The organism is Aeromonas genomosp. paramedia, assembly GCF_023093515.1.
Lineage (GTDB): Bacteria > Pseudomonadota > Gammaproteobacteria > Enterobacterales > Aeromonadaceae > Aeromonas.
On sequence record NZ_JAAROG010000020.1, the window covers coordinates 347,940 to 362,011 of the forward strand.

Consider the following 14,072-nt stretch of genomic DNA (forward strand, 5'->3'; position numbering starts at 1 on the left):
AAACACCGGGAATAGACCAATTCAGCATCATGGCTTAGCCCTTGGGCGGATACCATTTGTCCAGCAGCTCGGAGGAGCGTTGCAGCTCCTTCTGCCAGGTGTCTTTTTCCACCACTGTCGGCTTGAGCAGGATCACCAGCTCTACCTTCTTGGTGCTCTCCCGGCGGTTGGTAAAGGCTTCGCCGACCCAGGGAATATCCCCCAGCAGCGGCACCTTGCTGACGATCTCCTGCTTGTCGGTCTTCATCAGGCCGCCGATGACGATGATGTCGCCGTTGTTGGCCTGCACCACGGTATCAGATTCTCGAATGGCGCTCTTGGCGAGCGGCAGCACCAGGGGATCCGCCGTGCCGACGTTGATGGTCTTGCTCTGCTCCTCGGTGTCGATGACGGAGGGGTGGATGTGCAGCAGCACCTTGCCCTGCTCATCGATCTGCGGGGTCACGTCCAGAGCGATGCCGGAGAAGAAGGGGGTCAGCTCCACGTTCGGCGTGACGATGGGCGCCGAGTTGCCCGAGGTGGTGGTGGTGGTCGAGGCGTTGGTGACGAAGTATTCGTCCGTCCCCACCTTGATCACCGCCTTCTGGTTGTTGGTGGCGGTGACGCGCGGGCTCGAGAGGGTGTTCACGTCCCCCTGGGTCTTGAGCAGGCTGACCGCCACGTTGAAGTTGCCATCGGAGATGGTGAAACCGGCGCCGCCCCCCAGGGCCCTGAAGATCTGGTTGGGGGTCGAGGCGATGGGGCTGTCGAGCAGGGAGCCGCCCCCCGTGATGCCCTTGTTGCCGTCCCAGCTGGCGGAGAGACCGCTCCAGTCCACCCCCTGCTCGTAGCCCTCGTTGAGGGAGACCTCCAGGATCCGCGCCTCCAGCACCACCTGGCGCTTGAGGTGTTCGCCGGACTGATCCAGGAACTCGCGCACCGCTTTCAGCTCCTTCGGATAGGCACGTACGGTGACCAGGCCCGCCTGGGGACTGGTGATGACGGCCCGCCCCTCGCCGGTGCCGATCAGGGTCTGCAGGGCGTCCCGCAGATCGGTCCAGTAGTCGTTGTTGCTGTCCGTCTCGATCCGGGTGCCGTTGCTGTTGCTGTTGCCGTTGTCCCCGTTGGAGGAGCCGAGGTTGTTGTTGCCGTTGTTATTGTTGCCGCTGCTGTCGAAGTTGTTGTTGCCGTTATTGTTGTTGTCGTTGGCCGTCACCCCGCCGGTGCTGACCGAGGTGCGGGAGAGGCCGCGACGGGCCATCATCAGGTAGTTGACCGGGATGGTCTCGGTGCGCAGACCCGCCGGATAGACGTGAAACACGTTGCCCTTGCGCTGCACGTCGAAGCCGTACATGTCGCCGACCGTGGCCAGCGCCTCCTGCAGGGTCACGTCTTTCAATTCCACCGAGATGGCACCGGCCACCCCGGGATGGACGGCCACGCTGTAGCGGGAGCCCTTGAACAGGGAACCGAAGAACTCCACCGCATCGACGTCATGGGCCGCGATGCGCAGCCGTTTCTCCGGAACCGCCAGGGGTTGCTGGGGACGATTGAGCTGCAGCAGTTCGCTCTGCACCGAGGGAGGCAAAGTGGTCAGCGGCGCGGTCGGGGTCTGCTCCTTCATGGCCTGCTTGAGGGCGTCCTTGGCCTGCACCGGTTCGGGGTGCTGATAGCTGGTACAAGCCGCCACCGCCAATGCGAGGGGAAGCAGACAGAAATGGTGTTTTTTCATGTTATTGGTGCACCTGACTCGCAATGAAACTCGACAAACCTGGCCCGCGGCATCCCGCGCGGAACCGACTTCACATCCGGATCTTGCTGCCAAACAGGGTCAGTGTCTGACGCTTGCCCGCCTTCTCCAGTACCACGGCATCGGCGCTGATGCCCACCAGCAGGAAACCGTCGATCCGCTGGCCCACCCGATAGCTCTGACCGTCGAGCACCGCCAGCGCCGGTCCGTTGCCCAGGATGACGCTCTGCAACCTGGGCAGACCGGCGCCCTTGCTCGGGCTCGCCGCCGCGCCGCTGCCGGCCAGGGGGGCGGTCGGATCCTGCAACACCTCCGCCTGGGCCAGCGGGCCCAGCAGGCAGCACAACAATGTCAGCCACTTAGCCACGAATGAACTCCTTGCTGGTGCTCAGGGTGTAGATCTCCATCTCCACCGCCGCCTTGGGATGCTCGACCACCCTGTAGTCGAACCCTTTCCAGTAGAAGTGGCGGGGCAGTGCCTCCAGCGCCTTCAGGTACTGGTAGACATCGAAATAGCCCCCCTCCAGCTGGAGCCGGATCCCGTGCTTGAACAGGTTGGCCTTCTGCTCGCCGGCCATCAGCGGCTCGGGCTTGAGGGAGGTGAGCGCCAGCATATGCAGGTTGGCGGAGCGAGACAACAGGGCTTCCAGCACGGCCGGCATCTCGTGGGCCGGGATCAGATCCACCGTCTGGGCCTTGAGCTCGGCGTCCAGCCGACCGAGGGACGCCTCCACGTCAGCCAGCTGCTGGCGCACCTGGGCGTTGGGATCCCGCCCCAGCCGGGCCTGCTTGCCCTGGTTCTCCAGGGTCAGGATCTCCAGATCCCGCTGCGCCGCCGTCAGCGCCTGCCGCTCCTGGCTCAGGCGGGTGTCGGCGGCATCCAGCCAGCCGTAGATCCCGGCTGCCCCCAGCAAGATAATGCCCGTCAGCAGGATCAAGACCCGCTCCCGCAGGCTGAGGGCGGCCACACTCTGTGCCCAGGCCCGCCACTGTGCCGTCATCTCCATCATGGGGTCTCCCGTGCTATGCCGCTGAGCTGGAAGGCCAGCTGGCCTGCCTTGTCCCGACTCAGGGTCAGCTCGCCAAACTGCTTGCCCGCCAGGGACGGAGTCTGCTTGAAGCGGTTCACCCAGGCGGGTACATCCTGACTGCGCTCGGCCACCCCGGAGAGGTTGATGCGCCCGTCACTTATCTCGATCCGTTGCAGGGAGAGGCGGGCATCCCGCAGACGGGCCAGATCCGCCATCACGCCGGCGTAGCCCTGGGATTTTTGCAGGGAGAGGCTGCCGAGCTGGCGCATCAGCGCCTGCTTGGCAGCCAGCTCCTCGCGCTTGTCGACCAGCTGCTGTTGCAGCTGACCGTCTGCCTGATGGCGCGCCAGGGCGGCATCGAGCCTTGTTGCCTCGCCGCGCTGCACATCGAGCAGCGCACGCACCTGGGCCAGCTCGCGGTCGACCCCCCGCTGTTGCCAGCCATAGAAAAAGGTGGCCGCAACCAGCAGCAGCAGGCAGCCGCCCCAGACCAGGGCCATCTGATTGAGGCTGGCCCACAGGCGCCTTGGCCTGAATTCGGCGCCATAGAGGTTGATATGGTGTTTCATCCTTCGCTCCCGCCCAGGGCTGCACCATAGGCACAGAGGTATTCGACACCGGCGAGCCACTGGGTCTTGTTGCCCATGGCGGTGTGAAGGATGACGTCCGCAACCCGGCTCATCGTTCGCCTCCCAGGGCCGCACCATAGGCGCAGAGGTATTCGACGCCAGCGAGCACCGCCTTGTTGGCCATGGCGGACACTGGGAAGCCGAACGCCTGCTCCAGGTGGCGCACCAGGGTGCCGATGAAGGGGGAGCCGATGGCGAGCTGCATCTGGCCCGGCTCCGGCAGCTTGAGCTGGCCCGCCAGGTAGTCGAGGGAGCGCTGGATCTCCAGCGCCAGCCCGTCGAGCATCCCCTGATCGGGCTCATGGGCACCGGTGAGGCTGACAAACCCGCGCAGCGGGCGCGAGAAGCAGAGGCCTCCCCGATAAAAGACCAGCAGTTGCAACTCCTGCCCCCTGGGCTGCCAGAGCAGCATGCGCACCGTCTGATCCGCCTCGTAGAGGGCCGTCATGGCCAGCTCGTCGCTGACGATGGCCTCCAGGGTCGCCACGCCGTTGACCGCGTCCGCCAGCTGCTGCACCCGGCTCTTGGGAACGCAGATCACGTTGATTCGTGGTCGACCCGCAGGGGGGGTCGGCAGATCAACATAGTCCATGGCGAGCTGCAACACGGGTTCGTTGACGAAATCCTTGATGGCCCAGGGCAGGGCCCCCGCCATCTCGGCATCGGGCACGGCGGGCTTGTCGATCTGGATCTGCTGATAAAGGCTGGCGGCCAGGGCCACCCGCACCTTAGACTTGGCCAGTCCATGCTGGGCAAACAGCTCCCCCATGGCCTTGGGCCAGTCGTGGGGGCCATTGATGGCGCGGCTGGTAAAGATGGGGACGGGTTCCACACAAGCCAGCAGGATGCGATCGCTGGCCAGCAGGAGTCCCACCTGATGGCTGGGGGGCGAACGTCGGAAAAGTGACTTCATCTAGACCTGGACCTGGCTGCATGAAACGGACTAAACCTTAACATAAACAGGCTATTAGCCTCCATATTTATGACAAACGATGCATTGACCTCCACCCTGGCGTCCTCCGGGGACGCCATCCTGGCCCCCGCTCGGATCCCCTCGCCCCTGCACCCCGTTCACCACCCCCTGCTGGATGCCCAGGGCGTGCGGCTCTGGTGCAAGCGGGATGATCTGATCCACCCGACCCTCTCCGGCAACAAGTGGCGCAAGCTCAAGTACCATCTGCAACAGGCGCAGGAGCAGGGCAAGACCCACCTGCTGTCGTTTGGGGGGGCCTACTCCAATCACATCCACGCCCTGGCGGCGGCCGGACTCAGGTCCGGGCTGCGCACCACGGGCATCATACGCGGTGAAGCCGACACCGTCAGCAACGCAACCCTGAGTGCGGCCAGAGGCTGGGGCATGGATCTCGTTTTCGTCGACCGCCAGAGCTATCGGCGGCGCCAGGATCCGGACTGGCTGGCCCAGTTCGAGGCACCGGACACCCTGATAGTGCCGGAAGGGGGCAGCAGCCCGCTCGCCATCCCGGGGGTGGCCGAGCTGGTGGCCGAGGTGCCCTTCTCGCCGGATCTCTGGGTACTGCCCTGCGCCAGCGGCGGCACCCTGGCGGGGCTCATCGCGGGCAAGCGGGAAAGGGAGCAGATCCTCGCCATCGCCGTGCTCAAGGGGGGCGCCTTCCTCCACGATGAGGTGTGCCGGCTCAACCCGGCGGCGGCCACGACCGGCAACTGGCGGATAGCCCTGGATCACCACGGCGGTGGTTACGCCAAATTCAGCCCGGCCCTCTGGCAATGGGTGCAGGCCTTCAGTGCCCACACAGGCCTGCCGCTTGAGCCCATCTACAGTGGCAAGGCGATGTGGGGACTGTTTCGGGAGCTGGCCGCGGGCCGGATCCCCCGCGGCAGCCAGGTGGTCTTCATCCACACCGGCGGCCTGCAGGGGCTGGCGGGACTCAGGGAGCAGGGCAGGCTGTAAGCCAGGATCATTCACTCGCCCTTGGGACGGGCTCCGTCATATGGGCATCACCAGCCGCTCTGGTTCGGCGAACCAGGGCCCCTGGCCCGCGTGCACCCCGAGGTGGCGCAGCATCTTCCACTCGTCGCCGCTCTCCACCCCCACCGCGATCACCCGGGTCTGGGTATTGGCACACCCCCCCACCAGGCTGCGCACCGCCATCTGGTTGACCTGACGCAGGTGGATCTCCCGCACCAGGCTGGGGTGCAGCTTGAGGAAGTGGATCTCGAACTCCTTGATGTACTGGGTGCTCACCACATCCTGGCCGGCGTGATCTATGGCCAGTCGGCACCCCAGCATGCGCAGTGCCCGCAGAGGCCGCTTGAGCGCCTCGTAGTGACGGGTCACCTGGGATTCGGACAGTTGCAGGATCAACCCCTCGTTGATGCTGCGCGGCCGCTGGAACAGCTCGAAGAAGAGCTCCCGCTGGAACTCCCGGTTGAGCAGATTCTGGGCGCTGAGGGAGAGGCTGACGGGGCAGCTCGACTCCGGTCGCTGGCGCAGCAGGCGCAGGGTCTGGGTGACCACCAGCCGGTCCAGGGGCAGCAGCAGGCCGGCCTTCTCCGCCATGGGCATGAAGACCCCCGCCTGCAGCTCCCGCCCCTGCTCGTCATGGAGGCGGATCAGCAGCTCCTGTTGCAGCACCACCTGATCCCGCTCCTGCTGCACCGGCTGCAGATAGAAGGAGATCCCCTGCTCCTCGATGCGGCGGTTGATCAGGGTGCGCCAGCGCACCGTCCCCTTGTTGCTCGCCTCCTCGTCCAGGGACTTCTCGTAGAGGAACCAGCCGCTGTGGCCCTGCAGGCGCGCGCTCTTGAGGGCCAGCTCGGCCTCTTCCTGCACCTTGAGCAGGGAGTCCTCTGCCTGGTAGCAGACGGCCCCCAGGTAAACGGCCGTGTCCAGATTGACCGACTCGGGCCAGTGCAGCCGTTGCAGGCTCTTGAGCAGCTGGCTGGCGCCGTCCACCATCTCGCTCTCGGACATGTTGGGCAGCAGCACGGCAAAGACCTGGCCGGCGTAGCGGGCCTGCAGGGCACCGCTGTGCTTGCGCACGAAGGTACCGATGGAGGCGCTCGCCTCCATCAGCAGATCCTGGCTCGGGCGTCCGCTCAGCTCGGGATCCAGCTCCTCCAGGCCGGCCAGCTCGATCAGCAGGACACCGCCGCTGATCACGCTCGCCTCCATGATGGCGTTTTCCAGCCGGTTGTCGAAGAAGAGGCGGTTGCCTATGCCGGTCGTCTTGTCGACGAAGGCGTTGCTGCGGATGAAGTTGTCGAACCGGCTGCGCTCCTTGCGGGCATCGGCCAGTTCGGCCAGCAGATGGGTGAGGGCCTGGCTGGCGGAGAGGGGCCACTCGTCGGCGGGATCATGGGCCAGCTTGGTGAGCTTGCCATCCAGGATCAGCTGGGCCCGCTCCGCCAGCAGCTCGGCACCACGCAACTGCTGGCGCAACCAGCGGATGGAGTACCAGAGGCCGAACACCACGATGAAGACCCCGAGGGAGATGCCGAACATGGCCTGCATGGAGTACTCGAACTCCTTGAAGGGCCTGTCCAGCTTGAACTCGGCTTGCATGCCGGCCTGATTGGGAATGGCCTTGCTGTAGGGGATCAGCAGACTCTCGTCCGTCTGCTGCTGCACATCGCGAAACCAGTAGACCCGCTGGCTATCCTGGCGGATCTCCAGCTCGACCACGTGGGAGGCCCGCAGCAGGGAGGGCAGCCAGCGGGCAAGGGCCTGCTGATCGTCGGTCACCCCCAGTTGCTTGTCGATGATCTCCACCAGGGAGTCGACCCGGTTTTGCTGCAGCTCCATCCCCATCTGGCGGAAACTGAAGACCCCGCCGAGCATCACCACGGCCATGGCCGCGATCACGCACAGCGTAATAAAGGAGACGAGTTGAGTGGTCAGTTTCATGTGCCTTTCCGTAGCCGACAGCATCCATAAGGCCCCATGGTATCAGCCTTGGCCAAACCCCGCCTATGGTTGCAGATCCCGCTTCTGCAAATAAGCGTCAGGGCCGCTCATGCCCGGGGGTGACCGCTGGTGAAGGAAGAGACTCGGGGGGAGGAGAAAATCGGGCAGCCGGCTGGGCAGCGGACATAAAAATGGTCCCACTGCGGGGACCAAAAGAAACACTCATATCAAAACTAACACTCTGTGCTACTGACAAAAATAGATACAGGAGTATTGAACACACGGTGAGTCAAACCGCACCGCTACTCTAGCCATTTCAGATAAGCTGGACAATTGTCATTTATGACAGGTCAGCGATTGAATCTTCACCACTCGTTTTGTCATATTGTTGTTTATCAATGCATTATGAATGTTGTTCCAAGTGTGACCGATACGACTCAAATCGATGCAGCTAATGCTATGATGTTGCCATCCATTTGTATCCCATGCACCCATCAGGCAGGTACCCCTTGCGACGAGCGTCTCCCTTCTGGATCAGTCTGCTGCTGCTCTGCCTGCCCGTGCTGGCGAGCCTGCCCCTCAGCCAGCTGCTGGGCAATCCCCTGGCCCACCATCTGTTGCAGGAAAAGAAGGCGCAGATAGAGGCCGCGCTGGCGGAGCGCCACGATGAGCTGGACCAGAGCATTCGCGCCCAACTGTCCAGCTTCGCCTTCGATTGCGGCCCCGCAGACATGGCCCTGTTGCGGGATCCCCGTTTCTACAGCCGCCACATCCGGCTGCAGGGCCTCATCCTCGCCTCCGGCGGCGGCTGTTCCAGTCTGGGGGAGGATCTTCCCCTCGCCACCGTTTCGCTGCCCCCCTACCCCGAACCGGAGCAGTTTGGCCTCGCGGCCACCCAGGCCCGCTTCAACACAGAGCAGGAGCTGGTCGCCTATTTCAGGCAGGGCGGCAATATCGCCTACTGGGTGCTGAACAACAGCTGGAGCCACGATCTGCTGCAATCTCCTTGCCCGGGCTGTTTCTATTTCGAGTTTGGCCAGCAACACCCTGACGGCATCACGCAGCCATTTTCCCGTGGGGACAGCGCCATCAAGAAGGACAAGAGCAGCCAGAGCCTGAGTTTCTTTACGCCAGACACCCACATCAGGCAGACCCTGTGGGCGGGCAAGGCGCTGGAGGAGTATGCGAAGCGGCGGGCCCGCCACTATGGCCTCCTGTATGGCGGCGCTCTGGGACTCCTGCTGGTTGCCGCCTACTGGGTGCTGCGCAACTACCGCCGCTCCCTCAAGGGACTGCTGCAGGCAGCCCTGGTGCGGCGCGAGTTCGTCCCCTTCTATCAGCCCATAGTGGACAGCCGCAGCAAGAAGGTGGTCGGTTTCGAGGCGCTGCTGCGCTGGCAGCGGGGTCGGGAGCTGGTGCCCCCAGGTACCTTCATCGACTATGCGGAGGAGCAGGGGCTGATCCTGCCCATGACGGAGCAACTGCTGGAGCGGGTCATCGCGGATCTGCCCTGGCTGGAACCGACCCAGTGGGTCAGCGTCAACATAGTGGCCGCCCACTTGGAACAACCCCATCTGCGGCCCCTGTTGCAGCGCCACGACTGGCCCTCCCCGACCAGGCTCACCTTCGAGCTGACCGAGCGCAAGCCGATCACCGATATCAAGGCGGCCATGGGGGAGATAGCGCAGCTGCAGGAGAAGGGGTATCACTTCAAGCTGGATGACTTCGGCACAGGCTATGGCGGCTTCGCCTACCTGCAGCGCCTCGGCATCCGCCAGATCAAGATCGACAAGATGTTCGTCGACACCATAGGCACGGACGACCTCAAACGCAGCGTGCTGGACGCCACCATCGCCTTTGGCCACGAATCAGGCATGGAGATGATCGCCGAGGGGGTCGAGACCCAGGAACAGGTCGACTACCTGCACCGCCATGGGGTCCACCTGATCCAGGGTTATGTCTATGCCAGACCCATGGCCCTGACCAAGCTGAAGATCTGGCTGCTGGCATGGCGGCAGAGCCAGCCCGGCGGGCAATGAGAAAGAAACCTCAGGGTCCCCGCCCGGGGATCCTCATCTTTTGCAACAAAATGATCCTCCTCTGACGGGACAACTCCCTTTATCATGAACTGGCGCGCCACCCCGGTGGCGCGACCTGCTGTCTCCCTACCCGTCGGCCACGGCCGCCCCGAGATGAGAACCACTGCCTATGAAGTCATTTATCCGGCAAGAGATTGCCCTGCCCGTCGGCCTGCTGACCCTGCTCTTCTTCAAGACCCTGGGCAGCGACCTGCTGACAGAAGCAACCCCCCTTGCGGTCTACCTGCCGGTGTCACTGGCCCTGCTCGCCATCGTCACCTGGGCCATCTTCTCCGTCGTGCGTCACTCCGACGCCCTGGCCATCAAGCTGGGCGAACCGTTCGGCACCCTGATCCTGACCCTGTCGGTCATCTCCCTGGAAGTGGTGATGATCTCCTCCGTGATGCTGACTGGCGAGCCCAACCCCACCATGGCCCGCGACACCATGTTCGCCGTGGTGATGCTGGTGAGCACCGGGCTGGTTGGCTTCACCCTGCTGTTTGGCGGCTGGCGCTATCACACCCAGAACTTCAATCTGGACGGGGTCAAATCCTATCTGGTGGCCATCATTCCCCTGGCCCTGCTCTGCCTGGTGTTGCCGAACTTCACCCAGGGCGGCACCCTGGGCGGGCTCTCCAAGGCCATGTCCTGGATGCTGATCATCATTTCCATCCTGCTCTATGGCGTCTTCCTGCTGATCCAGACCCGCAGCCACAGCCACTTCTTCGTCGACAGCGACCACGAGGATCACGAGGAACACCACGGCCCGCTGCAGAGCAACGTCTATCACACCCTGCTGCTGCTCGCCTACCTGGTGGTGGTGATCCTGCTGGCCAAGACCCTGGCCATCCCCATCAACTACGGGGTCCATGTGATGGAGGCCCCGGCGGCCCTGGGCGGCTTCATCGTGGCCTGTATAGTGCTGGCCCCCGAGGCGGTCGGCGCCATCAAGGCCGCCTTCAACAACCAGTTGCAGCGCGCCATGAACCTCTACTTCGGATCCGTGCTGGCCACCATAGCCCTGACGGTGCCCTCTGTGCTCTTCATCGGCGCCCTGATGGGTCAGGAAGTGCGCCTCGGCCTCTCCCCTGCCGACATGGTGCTGCTCATCACCACTCTCATGGTGTGCAAGGTGACCTTCAGCAGCGGCCGCACCAATGTGCTCCATGGCGCCACCCACCTGGTGCTGTTTGTCGTTTATCTGTTCCTGATGTTCGAACACGAGTAACTGGCGCCAGCACTCACCCCGGTGCTGTTTGTCGTTTATCTGTTCCTGATGTTCGAACACGAGTAGCCGGCGCCAGCACTCACTCCGGTGCTGTTCGTGGTCTATCTGTTCCTGATGTTCGAGCACGAATAACGGATCACGCTACCGCAGCAACGAAAAGACCGCCCATTGGGCGGTCTTTTGTTATGGGCGGATAACCGCTTAGAGGCTGGGCAGCACCCCGGCCGGGATCAGATCGTTGTAGCTGGCGGCGCCCAGCAGGGCAGCGGCGGCCTCGATGTCCGGCGAGAAGTACCTGTCCTTGTCGTAGAAGCTGACCTCTTCACGCAGCCGTCCCTTGGCCAGCTCGATGAGCTCGGTGCTGCGCAGGGGCGCGCGGAAGTCCAGACCCTGGGCGGCGGCGAGCAGCTCGACCGCCAGTATGCCGCGGGTGTTCTCCGCCATGTCCGCCAGACGGCGACCGGCGAAGGTGGCCATGGAGACGTGGTCCTCCTGGTTGGCGGAGGTGGGCAGGCTGTCCACCGAGGCCGGATGCGCCAGGGTCTTGTTCTCGGAGGCGAGCGCCGCCGAGGTGACCTGGGCGATCATGAAGCCGGAGTTGACGCCTCCATTGTTGACCAGGAAGGCCGGCAGGCCCGACATGCGGGAATCGATCAGCAGCGCCATGCGCCGCTCGGACAGCGACCCGATCTCGGCGATGGCCAGGGCCAGGTTGTCGGCGGCGAAGGCCACCGGCTCTGCGTGGAAGTTGCCGCCGGAGAGGATCTCCTCGTCATCGGCGAACACCAGGGGGTTGTCGGAGACCGCATTGGCCTCGCACACCAGCACCTCGGCGGCGTGGCGGATCTGGGCCAGACAGGCACCCATCACCTGGGGCTGGCAGCGCAGGGAGTAGGGATCCTGCACCTTCTCGCAGTTGTGGTGGGACATGCCGATCTCGCTGCCATCCACCAGCAGGTGGCGATAGCAGGCGGCGGCGTCGATCTGGCCGCGCTGGCCGCGCACCTCGTGGATGCGGGCATCGAACGGACGGCGGCTGCCGAGGGCCGCCTCCACGCTCATGGCGCCTATGGTGATGGCACCGGCGAACAGATCTTCGGCATGGAACAGCCCTTCCAGCGCAAAGGCGGTGCTGGCCTGGGTGCCGTTGAGCAGGGCCAGCCCCTCTTTGGGTGCCAGGGCGATGGGCTCGAGCCCGGCAATCTTGAGCGCAGTGGCGGCGTCGATCAGCTCGCCCTTGTGGCGGGCCTTGCCTTCACCTATCAGCAGGCAGCTCATATGGGCCAGGGGCGCCAGATCGCCGGAGGCGCCGACGGAGCCCTTCTTCGGCACCACCGGATAGACTTCGGTGTTGATGAGACGCATCAGGGCCTCGAGCACCGTCAGCCGAATGCCTGAAAACCCCCGGGCGAGCGAGTTGACCTTGAGCACCATCATCAGCCGCACGGTGGCGTCATCCATGTACTCACCGATGCCGGCGGCATGGGAGAGCACGATGGAGCGTTGCAGCTCGTCCAGCTGCTCTACCGGGATCCGGGTGTTGGCCAGCAGGCCAAAGCCGGTGTTGATGCCGTAGACCACGCGGTTTTGCTCTATCACCTTGGTGACCACGGCAGCGGAGGCGTGGATCCCCGCCAGGGCGGCCGGATCCAGGCTGACATGCACAGGCTCGCGGCTGACGCGGCGCAGGGTGGCGAGGCAGAGCTTGCCCGGTTGCAGATTGAGTTCGAACATCTTATTTCACCCCTTTGCCGGTCGCGTCGATCATCGGCAGATCCAGTTTCGCCTCATGGGCACAGTTGATGGCAATCTCGTAGCCGGCGTCGGCGTGACGCATCACCCCGGTGGCCGGGTCGTTGCGCAGCACGCGGCCGACCCGCTTGGCGGCGTCATCGGTGCCGTCACAGACGATCACCACGCCGGAGTGCTGGGAGAAGCCCATGCCGACACCACCACCGTGGTGCAGGGAGACCCAGGTCGCGCCGCCCGCGGTGTTGAGCAGGGCGTTGAGCAGCGGCCAGTCGGAGACGGCGTCGGAGCCGTCCATCATGGATTCGGTCTCGCGGTTCGGGCTCGCCACCGAGCCGGAGTCCAGGTGGTCGCGGCCGATCACCACGGGGGCTTTCAGCTCGCCGTTCTTCACCATCTCGTTGAAGGCGAGACCCAGGCGCACTCTATCCTTGACCCCGACCCAGCAGATCCGTGCCGGCAGGCCCTGGAAGGCGATGCGCTCGCGGGCCATGTCGAGCCAGTTGTGCAGGTGGGGATCGTCCGGGATCAGCTCCTTCACCTTCTGGTCGGTCTTGTAGATGTCTTCCGGATCGCCGGAGAGCGCCACCCAGCGGAAGGGGCCAATGCCCTCGCAGAACAGCGGACGAATGTAGGCCGGGACGAAGCCGGGGAAGTCGAAGGCGTTTTTCACCCCCTCCTCCAGCGCCATCTGGCGGATGTTGTTGCCGTAATCGAGCGTGGCGGCGCCACGGGATTGCAGGGTCAGCATGGCTTCCACCTGGCGGGCCATGGAGTGACGAGCAGCCTGGTTCACCTCCTGGGGCGCAGATTTTTGCAGCTCGCGCCACTGGGCGACGCTCCACCCTTGCGGCAAGTAGCCATGGATCGGGTCGTGGGCCGAGGTCTGGTCGGTCACCACATCCGGGGTGATGCCACGGGCCACCAGCTCGGCGAAGATGTCGGCGGCGTTGCCGAGCAGGCCGACGGAGACGGCGGTGCCGTTCTGCCTGGCCTCCTCTACCATGGCCAGCGCCTCATCCAGGCTATGAGCCTTCTTGTCGACGTAGCGGGTCTTCAAGCGAAAATCGATACGGGTCTCGTCGCACTCCACGGCGATCATGGAGAAGCCGGCCATGGTGGCGGCCAGGGGCTGGGCGCCGCCCATGCCACCCAGGCCCCCAGTGAGGATCCAGCGCCCCGCAGGCGACCCGTTGAAGTGCTGGTTCGCCACCGCGAAGAAGGTCTCGTAGGTGCCCTGCACTATCCCCTGGGTGCCGATGTAGATCCAGGAGCCGGCGGTCATCTGGCCGTACATCATCAAACCCTTCTTATCGAGTTCGTTGAAGTGCTCCCAGTTGGCCCAGTGGGGCACCAGGTTGGAGTTGGCGATCAGCACCCGGGGCGCGTCCTTGTGGGTCTGGAACACCCCGACCGGCTTGCCGGATTGCACCAGCAGGGTCTGGTCGTCCTCGAGACGGGTCAGCACCTCGACGATCTTGTCGTAGCAGGCCCAGTTGCGGGCGGCGCGGCCGATGCCGCCATAGACCACCAGGGACTGGGGATGCTCGGCCACTTCCGGATCCAGATTGTTCATCAGCATCCGCAGGGGCGCCTCGGTCAACCAGCTCTTGGCGGTCAACTCGGTGCCACGGGGGGCGCGAATGACCCGGCTCGAGTCGTGACGGGGATCCTGGTGTTGCACAGACATAGACACTCCTTGTTTATCAATGCAGCCGCCATGCGAGGGCACAGTGCCCCTG

11 protein-coding genes are annotated in these 14,072 nt (G+C 64.4%); 3 read left to right on the top strand and 8 right to left on the bottom strand.

Features of this window, described 5'->3' with window-relative positions:
- Positions 1–34 precede the first annotated feature (34 nt).
- From mshL to HB860_RS17210, 5 genes are all read right to left on the bottom strand, one after another.
- Positions 35–1,711 (bottom strand): pilus (MSHA type) biogenesis protein MshL, encoded by a 1,677-nt coding sequence (gene mshL / locus HB860_RS17190; protein WP_247627405.1) that lies wholly within the window; start codon positions 1,709–1,711, stop codon positions 35–37.
- Between the two features lie 70 nt (positions 1,712–1,781).
- Positions 1,782–2,096: a SctD/MshK family protein gene (locus HB860_RS17195; RefSeq protein WP_202047770.1), complete on the bottom strand. Its 315-nt coding sequence runs from the start codon at positions 2,094–2,096 to the stop codon at positions 1,782–1,784.
- Positions 2,089–2,736, bottom strand: a complete 648-nt coding sequence (pilO, locus tag HB860_RS17200; RefSeq protein ID WP_247627451.1) for a type 4a pilus biogenesis protein PilO — start codon at positions 2,734–2,736, stop codon at positions 2,089–2,091. The genes HB860_RS17195 and pilO overlap by 8 nt, the downstream gene beginning before the upstream one ends.
- Entirely contained in the window at positions 2,736–3,329 is a 594-nt protein-coding gene (locus tag HB860_RS17205) for a PilN domain-containing protein (protein WP_247627406.1), read from the bottom strand. Before HB860_RS17205 ends, pilO begins: the two co-directional genes overlap by 1 nt.
- 109 nt (positions 3,330–3,438) lie before the next feature.
- Positions 3,439–4,302, bottom strand: a complete 864-nt coding sequence (locus tag HB860_RS17210; RefSeq protein ID WP_247627407.1) for an MSHA biogenesis protein MshI — start codon at positions 4,300–4,302, stop codon at positions 3,439–3,441.
- A 69-nt stretch (positions 4,303–4,371) separates the two neighbouring features.
- Between HB860_RS17210 and HB860_RS17215 the strand changes: the two genes are divergently transcribed.
- Positions 4,372–5,319, top strand: a complete 948-nt coding sequence (locus HB860_RS17215; RefSeq protein ID WP_247627408.1) for a 1-aminocyclopropane-1-carboxylate deaminase/D-cysteine desulfhydrase — start codon at positions 4,372–4,374, stop codon at positions 5,317–5,319.
- A 36-nt stretch (positions 5,320–5,355) separates the two neighbouring features.
- On the opposite strand, the gene HB860_RS17220 is transcribed toward HB860_RS17215, so the two are convergent.
- A complete protein-coding gene (locus HB860_RS17220; RefSeq protein WP_247627409.1) occupies positions 5,356–7,275 on the bottom strand; it encodes an EAL domain-containing protein in 1,920 nt (639 codons plus the stop codon).
- A 509-nt stretch (positions 7,276–7,784) separates the two neighbouring features.
- Between HB860_RS17220 and HB860_RS17225 the strand changes: the two genes are divergently transcribed.
- Together HB860_RS17225 and HB860_RS17230 are read left to right on the top strand one after the other, a co-directional pair.
- Positions 7,785–9,314 (top strand): EAL domain-containing protein, encoded by a 1,530-nt coding sequence (locus HB860_RS17225; protein WP_247627410.1) that lies wholly within the window; start codon positions 7,785–7,787, stop codon positions 9,312–9,314.
- Between the two features lie 169 nt (positions 9,315–9,483).
- On the top strand, positions 9,484–10,581 hold the full coding sequence (locus tag HB860_RS17230; protein WP_139439246.1) for a calcium:proton antiporter: 1,098 nt from the start codon (positions 9,484–9,486) through the stop codon (positions 10,579–10,581).
- A 201-nt stretch (positions 10,582–10,782) separates the two neighbouring features.
- On the opposite strand, the gene hutH is transcribed toward HB860_RS17230, so the two are convergent.
- Positions 10,783–12,315 (bottom strand): histidine ammonia-lyase, encoded by a 1,533-nt coding sequence (gene hutH / locus HB860_RS17235; protein WP_247627411.1) that lies wholly within the window; start codon positions 12,313–12,315, stop codon positions 10,783–10,785.
- A gap of 1 nt (position 12,316) precedes the next feature.
- Positions 12,317–14,020, bottom strand: a complete 1,704-nt coding sequence (gene hutU, locus HB860_RS17240) for a urocanate hydratase (protein WP_247627412.1) — start codon at positions 14,018–14,020, stop codon at positions 12,317–12,319.
- Between the last annotated feature and the right edge of the window lie 52 nt (positions 14,021–14,072).